This window comes from Nocardia gipuzkoensis (genome assembly GCF_021183645.1).
Taxonomy (GTDB): Bacteria; Actinomycetota; Actinomycetes; order Mycobacteriales; family Mycobacteriaceae; genus Nocardia; species Nocardia abscessus.
In genome coordinates, this window is the sequence record NZ_CP089225.1 from 4,459,887 (window position 1) to 4,476,478 (window position 16,592).

Sequence of the window (16,592 nt, forward strand, 5' to 3'; positions counted from 1 at the left end):
CCGCGGTGAGTATTACGCTGGGCCGCATGGGAGCACAGTCACCTGCCGCGTTAGGTGTTTCGTCGACCGACCCAGCAAGCCTCTCCATCCCCGCGAGCCATCCCGGCGTGACCGATCTGTTCGCGGTACTCGCCTACGGCGAGATCTCCGCGTTCTACCGGCTGGCCGAGGAGGCCAAGCTGTCCCCGAACTTGCGGGGCAAAGTGGCGGTGGCGAAGATGGCCGCGGCGGAGATGGAGCATTTCAAGACGCTCGAGTCCGCGCTCGCCGCGCGCGGCTCCGATGTGTTCGACGCCATGGCGCCGTTCGTGCGCGCGTTGGACGACTACCACACCTCCACCGACCCTTCCACGTGGTTGGAGTCGATGGTGAAGTTCTACGTCGGTGACGGCATCGCCGCCGACTTCTACACCGAGATCGCGGGTGCGCTGACCCCCGACGTCGCCGCGGTGGTCCGCGACGTGCTCGCCGAGACCCGCCACTCGGAGTTCGTCGTCGAGGAGGTGCGCCGGGCGGTCACCGAAAGCCGCTCCGAACGCGACCGGCTCACCCTGTGGGGCAGGCGGCTGCTCGGGGAGGCGATCACGCAGGCCCAGTACGTCATGGCGCAGCGCGACGAACTCACCGATCTGGTGCTCACCGCCACCGGCGACCTCAACGGCATCGCGGCGCTGTTCGAGCGGATGCAGGACAGTCACGCCGAGCGGATGGCGGTACTCGGCATCTGAGTCCGAGCGCGGCTACTCGTTCGCCGCGCGGTTGGCCACCAGCCGCAATCCGGGCGCATGGGTGCTCGCCCGGTTGACCAACCAGACGACCACGCTCTGATCGCGGTCGGCCTCCAGGGTCTCGAACGGTACTTCGACCATGCCGTGCACGGGATGGTCCAGGCGCAGCATCCCGGAGCCCGCGGCGTCCATCCGATGCGGTTTCCAGCGCTGCGCGAAATCCGGGAGTTCGCGCAGCGCCTCGATCGTCTCCAGCAGCGTGTCGTCGCCCGGCCAGTGCAGTTTGGCGCAGCCGAGCGCGGCGGTGAAGGCGTCGGCGGCCTGCTCCCAGTTGAGCAGGACGCGCCGCGCGGCGGGATGCCTGAACGTGTACCAGGCGAGATTCGGCTGATCGGGCCCGTCCAGCAGCCCCAGCGGAGCGACGAAATCGGCCCACGCAGGGTTCCAGCCCAGCACGTTGAGCCTGCGACCGACCACGAACGCCGGCGTCGGGTGCAGGGCGTGCAGGATCGTCTCGATTGTCGGGGCGAGGCGCTCCTCGGCGGATTCCTTACCCGGGCAGCGGGATTCGTTGCCGGAGGCGAGTGCGAGCATGCTGAAGTAGTGGCGGTCGCCGCCACGCAGCAGCAGCGCGTCGGCCAAGGCGTCGATCACCGCGACCGACGGGTTGGTGTCGCGCCCCTGCTCCAGCCGGGCCAGGTAGTCGGCGCTCACTCCCGCGCGGACGGCGACTTCTTCCCGGCGCAGACCGGGCGTCCTGCGGCGTCCGCCCTCGGGCATGCCGACATCCGACGGCCGCAGCTCGGCGCGCCGCGCGATGAGGAATTCCGCGAATCCGTTACGAGCCATACATCCCATCGTGCCCGGTCCGGGGACGGTTATCCGCGCCCTGTCAGGTCCAGGATAACGGCGGTCTGGCTAACGGACCGTGGTCCGGTCATTGTCGGAGGCATGACTACTGCTTCGGAATCCACCACGCTGAAATCCGGATCGTGGGCGCTGGACGCCGCGCACTCCTCGGTCGCCTTCACCGTTCGCCATCTCGGCATCTCCAAGGTGCGCGGCGGGTTCACCCGGTTCGAGACCGAATTCGTGGTCGACGAGTCGGGCGCGGCCACCATCGGCGCGACGATCCACCTCGACTCCTTCGACACCGGCAACCCCGACCGCGACGCGCACATCCGCACCGCCGACTTCCTCGACGTCGCCAACCGCCCCACGCTCACCTTCCGCGCCACCCGCCCGGTGGCCGTCGCGGAGACCTTCGAGGTGGAGGGCGAAGCCACGCTCGGCACGATCACCAAGCCGGTCACCTTGGAGGTCGAGTGGGGCGGCGTGCAGGACTTCGGCCCGACCGGCGACCGGCACGCGGGCTTCTCCGCCACCGGCGCCATCAAGCGCACCGACTTCGGCGTGGGAGGCGCCCTCCCCGGCATGCTCAGCGACACCGTGAAGATCGAACTGGAGATCCAGCTCATCGAGCCCAAGTGAGCCCCACCGGCGGCTCCCACTAGCCTGGACTCGACAGCACAGGACTCTCAGGTTCGGAGGTTGGCCGTGGAGGTCAAGATCGGTATTTCGGATAGCCCGCGCGAGCTGGTGATCAACAGCGCGCAGACCCAGGAAGAGGTCGAGGCGCTGGTGTCCGGTGCGTTCGGCGGCGACGGTGGGGTCTTGTCGCTGTCCGACGAGAAGGGCCGCAAGTTCCTGATCCAGGCGGCGAAGGTCGCCTACGTCGAGATCGGCTCGACCACCGGCGGTCGCGTCGGTTTCGCCGCCGTCTGATCCCGGCCCCCGCCACATACACGACGAGCCCCTGCCCCCGATCGCTCGGGGACAGGGGCTCGTTCGTCGTCGTACCCGTTCAGTCGATCGGGTGCAGCGGCACGTGCTTCAGGCCGCCCCATGCGAGCGAGACGGTGGTGTCGACCGCCTCCTCCTTCGGGATCGGCCGATCGGCCTCCAGCCAGTACCGCGCGGTGAACTGGCTCGCGCCGACCAGGCCGACGGCCAGGATGCGGGCTCGGTAGGGGTCCAGGCCCGAGTCGTGCGCCACCAGGTCGAAGACCGCGTCCACGCACGCCTCGGTGGCCTGCTCGACCCGGCGCTGCACCTGCGGCTCGCTGGTCAGGTCGGACTCGAAGACCAAGCGGAAACCCTGCATCTCGTGGTCGACGAAATCGAAGTACGCCTGCACCGCCGCGCGCACACGCTGCTTGTTGCTGGTGGTGGAGCGCAGCGCCTGGCGGACGCTGGACACGAGAATGTCGACGTAGTTCTGCAGCACCGCGAGGTAGAGCTCCAGCTTGCTACTGAAGTGCTGATACAGCACCGGCTTGCTCACACCGGCGCATTGCGAGATCTCGTCCATGCCCGCGGCGTGGTAGCCCCGCTGCACGAAGACTTCGCTTGCCGCCGCGAGTAGCTGTTGACGTCGCTCGTCGCGCGGAAGCCGGGTACCGCGTTTGGCGGGTGCCATGGCCTCGGACGACGATCTACGGGACGTCATCCGGTCCACGAGGTCAGTCATTTCGGCTCTCCCAGTCGATTCCCCGGCAAAAGGGGTGTGCACCGGGTTATCCCATGAACGATACCCGGTTGTTGCCCGCCCGCGGATCGGGGCCGGGCAACTGGTGCCACCCGCAGAGCATTGTCGCACCGACGGCGCCGTCCGGTGTGCCCGTGAGTGGGGATCCGCCGCTGTGAGACTCTGATGCACGTGACCGACCGCCCGGACAGACCACCCGACGGGCGGCGTGGTGCGCGCCGCCCGGCTGGCTCCGGCGCGCCCGGTTCCGTAGGGTCGGACCACATGGCGAGAACCTGGCCAGAGGCGCGATCCGATGGTGCGGCTCGGACCGGCGCAGCCAAGCGGTCCGGGGCAGGCGGCGGGTCACCCGGTCGCGGGACGAGTAAGCGCAAGCGGGTCGAAGCGTCCGAAGATACTGCGCCACCGCCCGTTTCGGATCAGAAGCCGGAGCGGGACGGTGTGGAGGTCTACGACCCGCTCGGTCTCTATTCGCACAAGGCCGACCGGTCGCACCAACCGCTACGCGCTCGCTGGGATCCCACCGCGCCAGATGAGGGCAGAGCCAGGGGGCGCCCCGAGCGGGACGCCAAGAAGCAGAGCGCGCTCGGCAGATTCGTCTCGACCTACGGTTGGCGGGCATACGCCCTGCCCGTACTGGTCGTCATCACCGTCTTGGTCGTCGTCGACGCGATCCGCGCGACCGGCCCCAGCAGCGTCGTCGGCCCGGACCCGGGGCTCGGGCGCCTCAGTTCCGCCACCGCCACCGCGGGCGTCATCGGCGCTCCGCCCGGTGACGGGCGTTTTCCCACCGATCTCCCCGCCGGTGCACTGCCCGAAGGCGGCGCTTTCGCCGAGACCGGCGGTGGCGCCTGGCACGTGGTGCCCGGCAACACGGCCCAGGTCGGCACCGGGACCGGCACCGTCTTCCGCTACACCGTGGAGATCGAGAACGGCGTGGACACCTCCGGCCTCGGCGGTGACGAGGCCGTCGCCAAGATGATCGACTCCACCCTCGCCAATCCGAAGAGCTGGGTGCACGACCCCAGGTTCGCGTTCCGCAGGGTCGACCAGGGCGAGGCGGACTTCCGCGTCTCGCTCACCTCACGCGGCTCCAGCCGCAAGGAATGCGGCTTCGACATCCCGATCGATACGTCCTGCTACAACGCCGCCAGCCGCCGCGTGGTGCTCTCCGAGGTCCGCTGGGTGCGCGGCGCGCTCGCCTTCGAAGGCGACATCGGGTCCTACCGGCAGTATCTGATCAACCACGAGGTCGGCCACGCCATCGGCTACCACCAGCATCAGGCGTGCGAGACCGAGGGCGGGTTGGCGCCGGTGATGATGCAGCAGACCTTCGGCACCGAGAACAACGACATCGCCGCCCTCGATCCGCACGGCGTGGTCCCGATGGACGGCAAGCACTGCCGGTTCAACCCCTGGCCCTACCCGCGCGGGTAGGGCGGTTGCCCCGGTGCGTCCGTGATACGGAACGATGGCGGGGAAGAACGGCCCGGTCGTCGGTGTTGCAGAAGTGAGCAGCCCGAGAAGGGCGCGCCACACCGCCGCAGCGATCGGCCAAGCGATTCGAGGAGTCCTGGACGTGTCATCACCCAAGTCCCTGCCGCCACTTGTCGAGCCGGCCGCGGAGCTGACCAGGGATGAGGTAGCCCGCTACAGCCGACACCTGATCATCCCCGATCTCGGCGTGGACGGACAGAAACGTCTGAAGAACGCCAAGGTGCTGGTGATCGGGGCCGGTGGCCTCGGCTCGCCCGCCCTGCTGTACCTGGCCGCCGCGGGCGTCGGCACGCTCGGCATCGTCGAGTTCGACGAGGTGGACGCCTCCAACCTGCAGCGTCAGATCATCCACGGGGAATCCGACATCGGCCGCCCGAAGGCCGACAGCGCGCGCGACTCGATCCTGGAGATCAACTCCGGCATCGACGTCCGGCTGCACAAGATCCGGTTGGAACCGGAGAACGCGGTCGAGCTGTTTCGCGAGTACGACCTGATCGTCGACGGCACCGACAACTTCGCCACCCGCTACCTGGTCAACGACGCCGCGGTGCTCGCGGGCAAGCCCTACGTCTGGGGCTCGATCTACCGCTTCGAGGGCCAGGTCTCGGTGTTCTGGGAGGATGCCCCGGACGGGCGCGGCATCAACTACCGCGACCTGTACCCCGAGGCCCCGCCGCCCGGCATGGTCCCGTCCTGCGCCGAGGGCGGCGTGCTCGGGGTGCTGTGCGCGTCCATCGGTTCGGTGATGGTGACCGAGGCGATCAAGCTGATCACCGGCATCGGCGAGCCGCTGCTGGGCCGGCTGATGGTCTACGACGCACTGGACATGAACTACCGCACCATCAAGCTGCGCCGCGATCCGGAGCGTCAGCCGATCACCGAGCTGATCGACTACGAGGCGTTCTGCGGCGTGGTGTCCGACGAGGGCCAGGCGGCCGCAGCCGGGTCCACCATCACCGCGCGCGAACTCGAGGAGCTGCTGGCCTCGGGCAAGCAGATCGAGCTGATCGACGTGCGTGAGCCGGTCGAGTGGGACATCGTGCACATCGAGGGCGCCAGGCTGATCCCGAAGGATCGCATCCTGTCCGGCGAGGCGCTGGCCGAGCTGCCGCAGAACCGCCCGATCGTGCTGCACTGCAAGACCGGCGTGCGTTCGGCCGAGGCCCTGGCCGCGCTCAAACGCGCGGGCTTCTCCGACGCCACCCACCTGCAAGGCGGCGTGATCGCCTGGGCCAACCAGGTGGACAAGTCGCTGCCGGTGTACTGAGAGACGCGGGCGCGGACAAACCAACACCGCCGCGAACACGGCGCGCCGGAGGCGCGCCAAATCAGACACCACGTACCGTACGGCCGTGACTTCTGTGGAACCTCCCGAGCACGTGCGTGCCACGTTCGGTCTGCGCGAAGTGACCCCGGTTTCGCTCGGCGACTGGGAAGGTGGCTGGCGCTTCGGTGACGTGGTGCTCAGTCCGGTCGCCGACCACGCGCGCGCCGCGTGGTCGGCGAAGACCCGGGAGACGTTGAAGGTGGACGGCCTGCGCCTGGCCCGTCCGGTGCGGGCGACCGATGGCCGCTACGTGGTGTCCGGCTGGCGTGCGGACACCTACTTGGAGGGCGCTCCCGAACCGCGGCACGACGAGGTGGTCTCCGTCTCGCTGCGCCTGCACCAGGCGACGGCCAACCTCGAGCGGCCACGCTTCCTCGCGCAGCCGCCGGTGATGCCCTGGGTGGACGTCGACGTGTTCGTCGCCGCCGACCGCGCAGCTTGGGAGCCGGTGCCGCTGCGCACCCTGCGCGCGGGCGGCGCGGCGCTGTCGACCTCCCCGGACGGGCGGCGCAGCCTGGAACTGATCGGCCAGCTGGCCACCCTCCGCAAGCCGGTGCAGACGCCGCCGCAGTTGGTGCACGGCGACCTGTTCGGCACCGTGCTGTTCGCGGGCGCCCACACTCCCGGACTCACCGATATCACCCCATACTGGCGGCCGGTGCCGTGGGCGGCGGGCGTGATCGTGGTGGATGCCCTGTCCTGGGGCGGGGCCGACGACGGGTTGCTCGATCGCTGGGCGGACCTGCCGGAATGGCCGCAGATGTTGTTGCGCGCGGTCATGTTCCGCCTCGCCGTGCACGCGCTGCATCCGCGCTCGACGCCCCAGGCGTTTCCAGGTCTGGCACGCACGGCGGACATGGTGCGGCTAACCCTCTGAGTCTGCGCCGTACAGATTTTCGCGGAGCCCGGCGCGGCAGGCGCTGCCACCGGCGGCCTTGCGCGCTCGGCGGGCAACGCGTCGGAGTGAGTCCGCTCCCTCTACCGCGCAGGAGTGACCTCAGTTGCCAATGTCGGGAATGCCCGATACTCGCGGTAGTGCATGTGTGCCGCATGCGCTAGCAGACTCTCGCCGAGAGAGGTTACGGATGTTGTTTGTTGTCCCGCGGATGTCGGCCGCGTGGACCGCGCCGGGTGGAGGGCAGGCATGACAACCCTCGCGGATATAGATCTCGAAGACCTTCCGCATCCGAAGTATGCCAGCGGCGGTCTCAACGCGGTCGTGGACGCCGCGAACGCGTACATGCAGAACGCGGTGTTGCTGTTCGCGTCCGGTTGGGACGGCGGACAGCCGGACATGGTCGCTTGGCTGGCAGATCAAAAGCTGTTGAGCGCGGACGGCCGTGAGCTCACCAAGGACGGCGCCCAGACACTCGAGCCGGGATCGTCGGTGCTGACCGACAAATACGACGACAAGCGCGGTGCGATCCTGGACAAGGCGTCGAAACTGCGAGCGCAGAACAGCGGCGTGAACGAACGCGCCATCGCGAGCTTCGACACCTCGAACAAGGCGTTCCAGGATGTCGAGGGAATTGTGGCCGGGCTCAAAACCGAGCTCAGCCGCGAACCCGGTGAGCATCAGCTGACTCGGCTGCCCGATGGCAACCTGCACCTGACCCCCGCCGAAGAAAACCGGTTGTTGCAGCTGATCTTGGAGGGCGTGGACCGTGTGCACAGCACGATCGAGGACGCCGACAGCGGCATGCGAAGAAACGCGGGCAATATCTACGAGATGATGCCGGATCTTCCGCGCAATCCCTATGGCAACGCGCCCGATGCCGGATCTCGGGCTCCGTGGGCGCCGACCGCGAGCAATGCCACCTGGACCCAAGGTAGCGGAACTCGGAACGACATCCTCGCGAAGGCGGAGGAACAACTGGCGCTCGGTGTCACCGAAAGGGGCGGCAACAATGTCCCGATGTTCCGCGGCCCGGATGGCAAGTGGTACAAGGCCCCGTACAACATCAATGACGCGTGGTGCGCTGCCTTCTCCACTTGGACGTGGGAGCAGGCCGGCTACAACGTCGACTGGACCAACCCGAACTACGTGCCCTCCATCTGGAACGACGCCAAGCACATGGGGCTGGCGGGGAATATCGCGAGTGCCAAGGAAGGGGACATGATCATCTTCGACTGGGAGGGTGACGGCACTCCCGACCATGTGGGGATCGTGAAGTCCGTGGATCCCAACACCGGCCGGATCACCACCATCGAAGGCAATTCCAGTGATCGGTTGCAATCCAACAGCTATGACAGAAACGCGGGATCGCTTGTCGGTGTGGTCAGGCCGCCGTCCAACGACACCGCGAGGGTCTGACGGTTCCCCCGCGGCATCGGACCATCCGGGGCCGGAGGCTTCAGTGCGACCGTAGCCGAGCTATGGCGGCGTGGTTGGCGTGCGGATCGAGCGTTATCGCCGCCGCCCACACGTGCGCTGCTACGGCACGCTGGTCGAAGAGCGTGATCCAGGTGTCGAGGGATCGGCGGGTGTCCTTCGCCCAAGTGGGCGTCGCTCCGAGTTCGGGCAGGTGGAGGTACGTCAGGGACGTGTAGACGCGCCCTCGGGCATCGAAGATCGTTGCCGCGCACATAGGGTCGGCTGTCGCGCGTTCGCTCATGCGGCCCGCTGCGGCGGCCCGTATCGCGTCCCGGGGGACGCCCTCGGCTCCGGTGAACATCTCGCCCACCGTCAGGTAGGCGAGCCCGAACCCCCACATGCGGCCCGCGAATCTCCGGATCAGCCATTCAGCCGAATCCAGGACGGGCGAGCGTTCGGCGTGCGGATCGAGAACGATCGGGGTGTGGGCCGCGTCCTGCGCGGCGGAGTTCTCGGCGCGGGCGAATCCCCAGAAGTGAACGGTGTCGGCGTCGGCGGCATCTGCGCGGCGTTCGGCCATCATCGCCGTGAGTATCGCGTCGATCGTCGCGCGCGGTGGATATCGAATGGTGGAGTCGGTCGGCTTCCGCGACTCGTGCCGCGGTCGATTGCGTCGCTTGGACATTTCCCTCTTCGGTTTGTCGCCTGAACACGCCGTGGATGCGGTCAGGTGAATTCACTCGTGCGGCGATCGAGGCGGAGCGGCGAGATCCGTGGTGCGTGCCCCGCCCCTGGGCAACAACACCTCCCAAAACTGGGCGCGCACCGCGTCCCATAGCCGGAAGTGGCGTGGGAACCATTCGCGGACCTGCGCCAGATCCGGAAGGGCGCGCTCGTCGAACGCGATGAACCCGTTCTGTCCCAACGGAATCGGCACGATATCGCCGTTGTTGCGCAGCCGATAGGCGGGCGTGGGATCGGCGGCGTCGCGTAAGAAGACGATTTCGATGCGACTTCCCACCACCCGCCAGCCGGCCTGCACGGCTCCGATCGTGGTTCGATGCAAGCGCGTCACCCCCGCAGCGGTTCCGTTGACCCCGTCAGCGCCGAAAGTCCCTCCAGCACTTTCTGAAGGGTGGGCACGTCGAGGTCGGGGTGGGTGCTACCGAACTCGTCATGTGACGGGAACCGCATGCCACGCGCGGCGGCGCGTTCACGGTGGGTCACCGCCTGCGGCGTGAGCCGTCCCGTGGACACCAGCGTGCGGTATGCCGCCGCCTTCCACGCGCACCGCTCGATTCGGCAGGTCAGGTGGACTTGCATCTGCTCGTGAGCCAGTCGCACGTCGGCGTGAAGGCAGACGTCGGGCAGGACGAGCAGAGCATCCGTCGTTCCACGACACCCGTGACTGCTCGACCGGGTGTCGTTACTCGCCGGGCCGCGCGTATTTCCTTCCCCTGCCGCACAGTTCGTTACGAATTCGAGTTCTGTTCCGTGTTCTTCGGCCATGTGCATATGCTGCGGAGCGTGCCCACGACGGGAGGCTCGAAACGGCCGGAGCCGAGCAGCCGGCGCGTCTGCGCTGAACGTCTCCCGAGTTGGGCGCATGTCGATTCTCGCCGTGGGAAAAAGCAGGTCACACCGTGGGAAAGCAGGGGAGGACACAGCGGAATGGTGGGTACCAAGTCGGACATCAGCCGGACGACGCTGCCGCGTCGCCAGCTGGGCCGCGCACTGCGCGACGCGCGCCAGGCCAACGGCTACACCCTCGAGCAGGTAGCCGAAGTCCTGGAGATCAGTCGATCCTCGTTGGGGCGGCTCGAGCTGGGGCAGAACGAGAAGGTCAAAGTCCGGGATGTCGAGTTCATTTGCCAGTACTACGGGCTACCGGAAAATCGAATCGAATACCTTAAATCGCTTGTCAGTCAGTCGAGTACCAAGGTTTGGTGGCAGGACTATCGCAGTCTGATCCGACCGGGGTTCAATACGTATCTCCAGTTGGAGGCGGTAGCCACAGAACTTCACTTCTTCCAGTCGCTCGTCGTACCTGGACTACTGCAGACCGCCGAATACGCCCGGAACGTGGAAGCCTATCCGCCGACCAGCACCGTGGACGAGGTGGAGAGGCGGGTAGCTCTGCGAATGAGACGATCCGCGATATTGACGCGCCGCCACAAGCCAGTACGCGCGGAGTTCCTTCTTCATGAGGCGGTGTTGCGGACCGTGGTCGGCTCCGATCGGACTATGGCTCTGCAACATCGCCATATTGCCGACTTGAGTACGCGGGACAATATCTCGATCCGAATCGTGCCGTTCAGCGCGGGCTTTCCAGCCGGGGCCGCGATACCGCCCTACATAATCCTCGACTTTCTGCGCGATGAGCCGTCCGTCGCTTACACCGAAGGAGCGGTAGGCACAATGATCTTTGAGGAGGACGGCGATGTATCTCGCTTCCGGACCATTTTTGAGGCCCTTCGTGGCGCTGCCCTCCAAGAGCAACCGTCGAGAGACCTGTTGAGAACCATCGCAAGGAGATGTGAACAGTGACCAGCGAGCTAACCAGCGCGCAGTGGTTCAAGGCGAGCCACAGTGGTGGTGGCGAAGCATGTGTGGAAGTCGCTTGGCTCGACGCTGGCCGGGTCGGTGTCCGCGACTCGAAGAACCAGACCGGCCCGGCATTGATCTTCACGGCCACCGGATGGGACGCCTTCACCGCGTGCGTCGCGGATGGCGCGTTCAACCTGCCACGCTGATCGATGAAGCTGCGTGAGTCGACAGACTACGGCCCGAACCTCGGCTTCACAGTGCAGGCCGGACCGTAGTCGTCGCGATAGTTACTGGAGTCGCGCCGGATGACGCTGTGCTGGGCGCGTCCGGATCACCGACGGCTGAGCCAGACTGATGCCAGCGGGTACGGGGCGATGATCGGGGTTCCGGCGATGTTCACCGTTCCGGTCCAGAGCCCCTGGCGGGGGTCGATGTCACGCAGGTCGAGCCCGAAGGGGACGTAGTCGAACGTCACGTAGGTCTCGTCCGGGCCGACCGGCGTCTGATGCCCGCCCCGGCTCGAGGTCCCACAGACCAGCACCACCGACCGCCCATCCGGAAAAACTTGCAGGTCGCAGTTCTCGATAGGCGACCCAACGATATTGGAGGGGCCACGTCCGATGTGATAGGTCCCAGCCGGGATAACGCCGTTGCGCGGAAACTCGGGATCATCAGCAGACGCAACGGCGGGAGCAACAGAGACAGCTGCGGCGGCGAGCACCACACCGGCCACGATCTTGCCGAACTTCATGACTACCAGCTCCTTCGATCATCCGACGAACTCAGTCGTATGTCCTAGCTCTCGTTCAGTTCGTTACCGCACTGCCACCCTAGCCGCGCCCCCAAACCTCCCAGAGCACAACGCATAAGCCCGACCAACCACCGAACAGCGGCCCGGCCCGTCGCCGAAGTACCACCGCCAGGTCGTCTGCTAGTGTTGGCGAACCTGAATCGTCGCGGTTCGAGAGGGTGGGGATGAGTCGTCGAATCATGTTGGCGCTTCTCGTCGGTGCGTTGGCGACCGGAGTCGTCGGGTGCGGGGACACCACGAACGGATCGCCCACAACGGGTTCCAGCACCACTGCGGCACAGGCTCTGTTCAACCCGTGCACGGGGATTCCGGATGACACGCTGCGGGCGGCAGGGGTGGATCCAAGGACAGAGCAAACCGGAATTGGTGGAGTGCGCCAGTCGGGCTGGGAGATCTGTCGGTGGGACGGGCCCAAGTATTTCATCACGGTGTTTTCGACCGGCCGAACAGTATCCGAGTTCGAGCGCAAGCCTGAGAACATCGAGTTCCGCGACGTAACGGTTGCGGGCCGTCAAGGTCGGCAATTCAAGGTCGAGGGCGCATCGAAGGATCTCGGCTGTGATGTCCTGTTTCCGGCATCCCAGGGAGTCCTGCAATTGAGGACCCTGAACAGAGCTGGCATGGATAATCTCGACGATCCGTGCGCAGTCTTGTATCGCGTTGGTGAATCGATTGTGCCAGTACTACCGCTCTGATCGGGGAAGAATCATATGAGTGAGGACAATGCTGCGCTGTGGAGTCGACTCGCAGGTCAGGCTCGCGCGGGGGAATTGTATCTCGATAACGAGAACGTCGCCTATTCTTGTGCGAAGGCCTGTGACGAGCGTATGGCGGACCTGCAAGATGTACTCGCGTTGACCCGTGACACCGTGAACGTCTCCGGTTTCGGAGATTTCGAGATGGCCGACGATCTGAGAAAAAAGTTTCTGAGGCAGGCGACTAGCGAAGGTCATTCGATCGACGCGGTGGTACTGGAACACATCGAGACCGTGAAGAACATGCGCGAGGTCATGGCCATCTCGTTCAAGCGCATCACCGGGCAGGATATCGAGAACGCGACCCAGATCGCGAATACCACCGATCAGGTTGGCTGAAAATTCGCTGACGCATCAATGGGGTGGCGAATCCAAGTGGTAGCCGAGCTGAACGATGCCGAGGCCGGACGTCGGCGGGTGGAGATGTGGGAACAAGGGGCCCGTCTATTCGGCCTCATCGTTGCGGCTACTCTGCCCATCGTGCTCGAATGGGCGCTTATATCCAGGTCGTGGGGACCGCAATCTGCACCGCGCGCGTCACCAGATCGAGCAGTCCGAATCTCGACGGCAGCCGCCTGTGGGTCGGCTGCGGGCGTCAGGCTAGATGCGGCCCCAGACCCTCTGCATCCCAACGCGGAGGCACGCCAGCACCGTTCGGCTGGCCTGGCTGTCGGCCGCGTCCTGCCGGGCGCGCTCAGGCCACCTGTGGACCAGCGCGGGCAGGGCTCACCAGTTGGTCGTCTGCTAGTGTTGGCGAACCTGAATCGTCGGGGTTCGAGAGGGTGGGGATGAGTCGTCGAATCATGTTGGGGCTGCTCGTTGGTGCGTTGGCGACCGGAGTCGCCGGGTGTGGGGACACCACGAACGGATCGCCTACGACGGGTTCCGGCACCACTGCGGCACAGGCTCTGTTCAACCCGTGCACGGGGATTCCCAATGATGCGCTCCGTTCGGCAGGGGTGGATCCGGCAACCGAGGAGCCCGGTATCGCGGGTGTGCACCAATCCGGCTGGGAAATCTGTAGCTGGCGAGGATCGAAGTACACCATCACAGTGTTCTCGACCAAGCGCACGGTGTCAGAGTTCGAGCGCAAGCCGGGAAACGTCGAGTTTCAGGACGTCACTGTCGCGGGCCGCCAGGGTCGGCAGTTCAGGGTCGAGGGTGCATCGAAGTATCTCGACTGCGATGTACTGTTCCCCGCCTCCCAAGGTGTCGTACAACTGAGAATACTGAACCGTGCGGGCATGGACGGCCTCGAGGAACCGTGCACGGGGTTATATCGGGCTGGCGAGTCGATCGTGCCTGCCCTACCGCGTTGACAAGGGAGGGGAAATGAGCGAGGGCAACGCGTCTGTGTGGGATCAGCTTGCTTCCCAAGCCGGTGCTGGTGAGCTGTATCTGGACGACGAGAACGCCGCATACCTGTGTGCAAAGGCGTGCGACGAGCGAATCACAGCTCTACAGGCGATGCGCGACTTCACTCGGAACCTCGAGAACGTCGCTGGCTTCGGAGACTTCAGGATGACTGACGGCTTGGTGCAGAAATTTTTGCAACAGGCTACCGGGGACAATAATTCGATCGACAAAGTCATCCTTGAACACATCGAGACAGTGAAGAACATGCGGGAGGTCATGGCGATCTCGTTCAAGCGCATCACCGGGCAGGACATCGAGAACGCGACGCAGATCGCGGATACCACGGAGCGGGTGCGCTGATGGTTAATCCGTTCAGTAATCCGGCAGTGAGCGATGTGGGAGCCACGGTGCTCCGCAACGTCAGCAATTGGATTTTCCAGGTCCAGCCGGATGCCGATCCGTACGCCGCGCAGGACAAGTACAACCAGCAACGGGACGACGTCCGCACGCGTGCCGCCGGTCTCGGGTTCCAAGGCGAATTCCGGCCGAGGGCGGTTCTCGACGTGGACGAGTTCGAGCAGTACGACGTCGCCACGCTACGTAGCAAGGTTGACCAAATCGATGTGGCCACGGTCAACGGCCTGGTCACGGCATGGAACACTATCGCCGAGCGGCACCAGAACTCGCTCGAGACCTTCACCCAAGCAATGGCCCGTGCCACCGATGAAGGCGTGTGGCGCGGTGAAGCGCGTAACGCGGCGGCCAGTGCAGTTCGCGACTACGCCGCTCAGGGTGAGCAGGTCTCGAAAGCGGCTCAACTGACAAGCAATAAGTTGGCCGAATTGCAGACCGGGTTGGAGCCGACAAAAGAACTGGTTCCGCATGCCCCGGAGCATCGCAGCGGAATCGATAATGCGCTGGGTCTTTTCGCCGGACGTGCTTGGCGTAATGACGATGTCGCCGAGTACAACGCGAAGGTGGAGGCAGTACGGGTACTGAGCACCGTCTATGCCCCGGTCGTCATGGAGTCCGACACCAACGTTCCCGTGATTCCCCGTCCGGCTTCCGCCACGAATCCGAGTGCCACCGACGACGGCATCAGCTCACGGGGCACCAGCAACGGCAGCGGCAACCCTTCGGGAACGTCGTCGCCCAGCTCGAATCCTGCTGATACGAACAGCACTGACGATCCGACCAGCCCGTCGAGCACTCAGCCCTCGGATACCGCCTCCGAAACACCGGAGTCGACCAGTACCGACCCGTCGTCCACTACGCAGGACTCGACCACGCCGGCTTCGACTACACCGGCTTCGACCACGCCCTCCTCGACAACGCCTACGCCGAGCACAGTGCCGAACACTCCGGGCACTTCCGGAACTCCGCATCTCGGTACGCCGGGCACTCCCGGAAGTCCCGCCAATCCCGGAGCGCCGGGCGTCTCGGTGCCTCCGCGAGCCGCATCGAACAATCCCAATGCGGCCGCGGCCGCCGCGCGGACGGGCACCTCGACCGGTCGCGCCGGTATGAGCGGTATGCCGGGCGGCATGGCCCCCGGTGCGCGCGGCGGCAAATCCGATGACGAAACCAGCAAGGGTATTCCGGACTACCTGATCACTCAGGAACACGGCGATGAGCTCACCGGGCTCGACGACCTGCCCAGATCGGTGCCGCCGGTCATCGGTGACCACTCGCGATAAGGATCTCGCGCATGCCCGAAGTGCAGAGCTGGCGGTTCACCGCGCTCGAATTCCGGACCCTGTGGGAGTCCACCGGCCGGGACGTGCTGCCCTATCCCTTGCAGCACCAGTACACCACCGAGTTCCGATCGGAGAGTTTGCGGTTGCGGCAGGCGGCGGCTCAGGAGTTGCGCCCGCGCATCGATGACGATCTGCTGCGTGCGGTCGAAGTGCTGCTGGCGCCGGAGGCGCGGGTCGAAGTGGCCGGTTTCGCCGGACCGAACCGGAACCGCAGGTTGCGGGCGCATGCTGGAGTGCACAACCAGCACGGCGCGGTGGCCGTGCAGGAACCGGGATCGGACCCGGAGCGCGGCGGTGACGTGGTGCTGACATTGCTGTCCGCCGGTGAGGTGGCCCGGGCTGTGGTCGACGTGTTCCCCGTCTGCGCCCCGGGGCAGGGGAAGCAATTGCAGGCGTCGGCGGAGGACTTGCGGCGGCCGCGACCGCCAGTCCGCGACGCTTGGCGGCCGACTCCGCGTGAAGAGTTCGAACGGTTCTTCACCCGTGCGATGACCTTGATCGGTCACGTCGGCGTCTACGCGATGGGCAGCGTCGACAACCGTCATACGCACGGGCGCAAGGATTTCCAGCTCAACGACGTCGAGGACGACGGACGTTACGTCACCTTCGGTGCCGATCTGCTGACGATCAAACCGACTACCGCCGAGCGCATCGCCACCACCCTGCAACAAATGATCGCCAGGACGGTCAAGGAAGTGCGCGACGGGGTTCACCTACCGTACTGATCAGAGTGACGGCGCGAGGGGCTGGGCGTTCCGCTTCTTCGCAGTGCCGCAACCGCGTTCGCTCGGGCGCTCCGCAAGTCCGGCGCGACATGCAAGCCCACTTCTGTGGCGCGCGATGCTTGCCGTGTCCCGTGGCGGGCGCTCACGATCCCCGACCCCACGCAACCGAACGCCCGCCCATCGTCCCGGTGCAGGCCGGGACCCGTTGCCGGACCCGGGTTTCGACC

21 protein-coding genes are annotated in these 16,592 nt (G+C 66.0%); 15 read left to right on the forward strand and 6 right to left on the reverse strand.

What is annotated here, in order from left to right:
* Window positions 1-26 precede the first annotated feature (26 nt).
* Complete coding sequence (locus LTT66_RS20120; RefSeq protein ID WP_181719192.1) at window positions 27-728, forward strand: ferritin-like fold-containing protein; 702 nt, start codon at window positions 27-29, stop codon at window positions 726-728.
* 12 nt (window positions 729-740) lie between these two features.
* Here the strand turns inward: LTT66_RS20120 and LTT66_RS20125 are convergent, their stop codons facing one another.
* The gene (locus tag LTT66_RS20125; protein ID WP_233060126.1) at window positions 741-1,577 is read right to left on the reverse strand and encodes a helix-turn-helix domain-containing protein; all 837 of its coding nucleotides are present in this window, start codon (window positions 1,575-1,577) and stop codon (window positions 741-743) included.
* Between the two features lie 102 nt (window positions 1,578-1,679).
* On the opposite strand from LTT66_RS20125, the gene LTT66_RS20130 reads away from it, so the two are divergent.
* Together LTT66_RS20130 and LTT66_RS20135 are read left to right on the forward strand one after the other, a co-directional pair.
* A complete protein-coding gene (locus LTT66_RS20130) occupies window positions 1,680-2,219 on the forward strand; it encodes a YceI family protein (RefSeq protein ID WP_233060127.1) in 540 nt (179 codons plus the stop codon).
* A gap of 66 nt (window positions 2,220-2,285) precedes the next feature.
* Entirely contained in the window at window positions 2,286-2,513 is a 228-nt protein-coding gene (locus LTT66_RS20135) for a DUF3107 domain-containing protein (RefSeq protein ID WP_043696705.1), read from the forward strand.
* A 79-nt stretch (window positions 2,514-2,592) separates the two neighbouring features.
* On the opposite strand, the gene LTT66_RS20140 is transcribed toward LTT66_RS20135, so the two are convergent.
* Complete coding sequence (locus tag LTT66_RS20140; protein WP_043696701.1) at window positions 2,593-3,258, reverse strand: TetR/AcrR family transcriptional regulator; 666 nt, start codon at window positions 3,256-3,258, stop codon at window positions 2,593-2,595.
* A 282-nt stretch (window positions 3,259-3,540) separates the two neighbouring features.
* Between LTT66_RS20140 and LTT66_RS20145 the strand changes: the two genes are divergently transcribed.
* The 4 genes from LTT66_RS20145 to LTT66_RS20160 all read left to right on the forward strand — a co-directional run bounded on the left by LTT66_RS20145 (window position 3,541) and on the right by LTT66_RS20160 (window position 8,414).
* Window positions 3,541-4,713, forward strand: coding sequence for a DUF3152 domain-containing protein (locus LTT66_RS20145; RefSeq protein ID WP_408638653.1), 1,173 nt, complete (start codon window positions 3,541-3,543; stop codon window positions 4,711-4,713).
* Between the two features lie 142 nt (window positions 4,714-4,855).
* The gene (gene moeZ, locus LTT66_RS20150) at window positions 4,856-6,040 is read left to right on the forward strand and encodes an adenylyltransferase/sulfurtransferase MoeZ (RefSeq protein ID WP_195064882.1); all 1,185 of its coding nucleotides are present in this window, start codon (window positions 4,856-4,858) and stop codon (window positions 6,038-6,040) included.
* 85 nt (window positions 6,041-6,125) lie between these two features.
* Window positions 6,126-6,977 (forward strand): TIGR02569 family protein, encoded by an 852-nt coding sequence (locus LTT66_RS20155; RefSeq protein ID WP_181719187.1) that lies wholly within the window; start codon window positions 6,126-6,128, stop codon window positions 6,975-6,977.
* A 240-nt stretch (window positions 6,978-7,217) separates the two neighbouring features.
* Entirely contained in the window at window positions 7,218-8,414 is a 1,197-nt protein-coding gene (locus LTT66_RS20160) for a C40 family peptidase (protein ID WP_233060129.1), read from the forward strand.
* A gap of 40 nt (window positions 8,415-8,454) precedes the next feature.
* Here LTT66_RS20160 and LTT66_RS20165 read toward each other — a convergent pair whose 3' ends face one another.
* The 3 genes from LTT66_RS20165 to LTT66_RS20175 form a co-directional block, all read right to left on the reverse strand.
* Window positions 8,455-8,997, reverse strand: a complete 543-nt coding sequence (locus tag LTT66_RS20165) for a hypothetical protein (RefSeq protein WP_233060130.1) — start codon at window positions 8,995-8,997, stop codon at window positions 8,455-8,457.
* Between the two features lie 153 nt (window positions 8,998-9,150).
* Window positions 9,151-9,480 (reverse strand): hypothetical protein, encoded by a 330-nt coding sequence (locus tag LTT66_RS20170; RefSeq protein WP_233060131.1) that lies wholly within the window; start codon window positions 9,478-9,480, stop codon window positions 9,151-9,153.
* Window positions 9,481-9,485: 5 nt separating this feature from the next.
* Entirely contained in the window at window positions 9,486-9,737 is a 252-nt protein-coding gene (locus LTT66_RS20175; protein WP_195064877.1) for a hypothetical protein, read from the reverse strand.
* A gap of 348 nt (window positions 9,738-10,085) precedes the next feature.
* Here LTT66_RS20175 and LTT66_RS20180 point away from each other — a divergent pair, with 348 nt between their 5' ends.
* On the forward strand, window positions 10,086-10,961 hold the full coding sequence (locus tag LTT66_RS20180) for a helix-turn-helix domain-containing protein (protein WP_233060132.1): 876 nt from the start codon (window positions 10,086-10,088) through the stop codon (window positions 10,959-10,961).
* On the forward strand, window positions 10,958-11,167 hold the full coding sequence (locus LTT66_RS20185) for a DUF397 domain-containing protein (protein WP_233060133.1): 210 nt from the start codon (window positions 10,958-10,960) through the stop codon (window positions 11,165-11,167). The genes LTT66_RS20180 and LTT66_RS20185 overlap by 4 nt, the downstream gene beginning before the upstream one ends.
* A 125-nt stretch (window positions 11,168-11,292) precedes the next feature.
* Here LTT66_RS20185 and LTT66_RS20190 read toward each other — a convergent pair whose 3' ends face one another.
* Entirely contained in the window at window positions 11,293-11,712 is a 420-nt protein-coding gene (locus LTT66_RS20190; protein WP_195064874.1) for a hypothetical protein, read from the reverse strand.
* Between the two features lie 239 nt (window positions 11,713-11,951).
* Here LTT66_RS20190 and LTT66_RS20195 point away from each other — a divergent pair, with 239 nt between their 5' ends.
* The 6 genes from LTT66_RS20195 (at window position 11,952) to LTT66_RS20220 (ending at window position 16,365) form a co-directional block, all read left to right on the forward strand.
* The gene (locus LTT66_RS20195) at window positions 11,952-12,467 is read left to right on the forward strand and encodes a DUF3558 domain-containing protein (protein WP_233060134.1); all 516 of its coding nucleotides are present in this window, start codon (window positions 11,952-11,954) and stop codon (window positions 12,465-12,467) included.
* Between the two features lie 15 nt (window positions 12,468-12,482).
* The gene (locus LTT66_RS20200; protein ID WP_233060135.1) at window positions 12,483-12,866 is read left to right on the forward strand and encodes a hypothetical protein; all 384 of its coding nucleotides are present in this window, start codon (window positions 12,483-12,485) and stop codon (window positions 12,864-12,866) included.
* 464 nt (window positions 12,867-13,330) lie between these two features.
* The gene (locus LTT66_RS20205; RefSeq protein WP_233069341.1) at window positions 13,331-13,846 is read left to right on the forward strand and encodes a DUF3558 domain-containing protein; all 516 of its coding nucleotides are present in this window, start codon (window positions 13,331-13,333) and stop codon (window positions 13,844-13,846) included.
* A 13-nt stretch (window positions 13,847-13,859) separates the two neighbouring features.
* On the forward strand, window positions 13,860-14,243 hold the full coding sequence (locus tag LTT66_RS20210) for a hypothetical protein (RefSeq protein WP_233060136.1): 384 nt from the start codon (window positions 13,860-13,862) through the stop codon (window positions 14,241-14,243).
* Window positions 14,244-14,446: 203 nt separating this feature from the next.
* Window positions 14,447-15,580 (forward strand): hypothetical protein, encoded by a 1,134-nt coding sequence (locus LTT66_RS20215; protein WP_233060137.1) that lies wholly within the window; start codon window positions 14,447-14,449, stop codon window positions 15,578-15,580.
* Window positions 15,581-15,591: 11 nt separating this feature from the next.
* The gene (locus LTT66_RS20220; RefSeq protein WP_233060138.1) at window positions 15,592-16,365 is read left to right on the forward strand and encodes an ESX secretion-associated protein EspG; all 774 of its coding nucleotides are present in this window, start codon (window positions 15,592-15,594) and stop codon (window positions 16,363-16,365) included.
* The last annotated feature ends 227 nt before the right edge of the window (window positions 16,366-16,592 follow it).

Coding starts and splice junctions, on each gene's coding strand:
- LTT66_RS20120 (WP_181719192.1), top strand. CDS start 27: ATGGGAGCACAGTCACCTGCCGCGTTAGGTGTTTCGTCGACCGACCCA.
- LTT66_RS20125 (WP_233060126.1), bottom strand. CDS start 1,577: ATGGCTCGTAACGGATTCGCGGAATTCCTCATCGCGCGGCGCGCCGAG.
- LTT66_RS20130 (WP_233060127.1), top strand. CDS start 1,680: ATGACTACTGCTTCGGAATCCACCACGCTGAAATCCGGATCGTGGGCG.
- LTT66_RS20140 (WP_043696701.1), bottom strand. CDS start 3,258: ATGACTGACCTCGTGGACCGGATGACGTCCCGTAGATCGTCGTCCGAG.
- LTT66_RS20145 (WP_408638653.1), top strand. CDS start 3,541: ATGGCGAGAACCTGGCCAGAGGCGCGATCCGATGGTGCGGCTCGGACC.
- LTT66_RS20165 (WP_233060130.1), bottom strand. CDS start 8,997: ATGATGGCCGAACGCCGCGCAGATGCCGCCGACGCCGACACCGTTCAC.
- LTT66_RS20175 (WP_195064877.1), bottom strand. CDS start 9,737: ATGCAAGTCCACCTGACCTGCCGAATCGAGCGGTGCGCGTGGAAGGCG.
- LTT66_RS20180 (WP_233060132.1), top strand. CDS start 10,086: ATGGTGGGTACCAAGTCGGACATCAGCCGGACGACGCTGCCGCGTCGC.
- LTT66_RS20190 (WP_195064874.1), bottom strand. CDS start 11,712: ATGAAGTTCGGCAAGATCGTGGCCGGTGTGGTGCTCGCCGCCGCAGCT.
- LTT66_RS20195 (WP_233060134.1), top strand. CDS start 11,952: ATGTTGGCGCTTCTCGTCGGTGCGTTGGCGACCGGAGTCGTCGGGTGC.
- LTT66_RS20200 (WP_233060135.1), top strand. CDS start 12,483: ATGAGTGAGGACAATGCTGCGCTGTGGAGTCGACTCGCAGGTCAGGCT.
- LTT66_RS20205 (WP_233069341.1), top strand. CDS start 13,331: ATGTTGGGGCTGCTCGTTGGTGCGTTGGCGACCGGAGTCGCCGGGTGT.
- LTT66_RS20210 (WP_233060136.1), top strand. CDS start 13,860: ATGAGCGAGGGCAACGCGTCTGTGTGGGATCAGCTTGCTTCCCAAGCC.
- LTT66_RS20220 (WP_233060138.1), top strand. CDS start 15,592: ATGCCCGAAGTGCAGAGCTGGCGGTTCACCGCGCTCGAATTCCGGACC.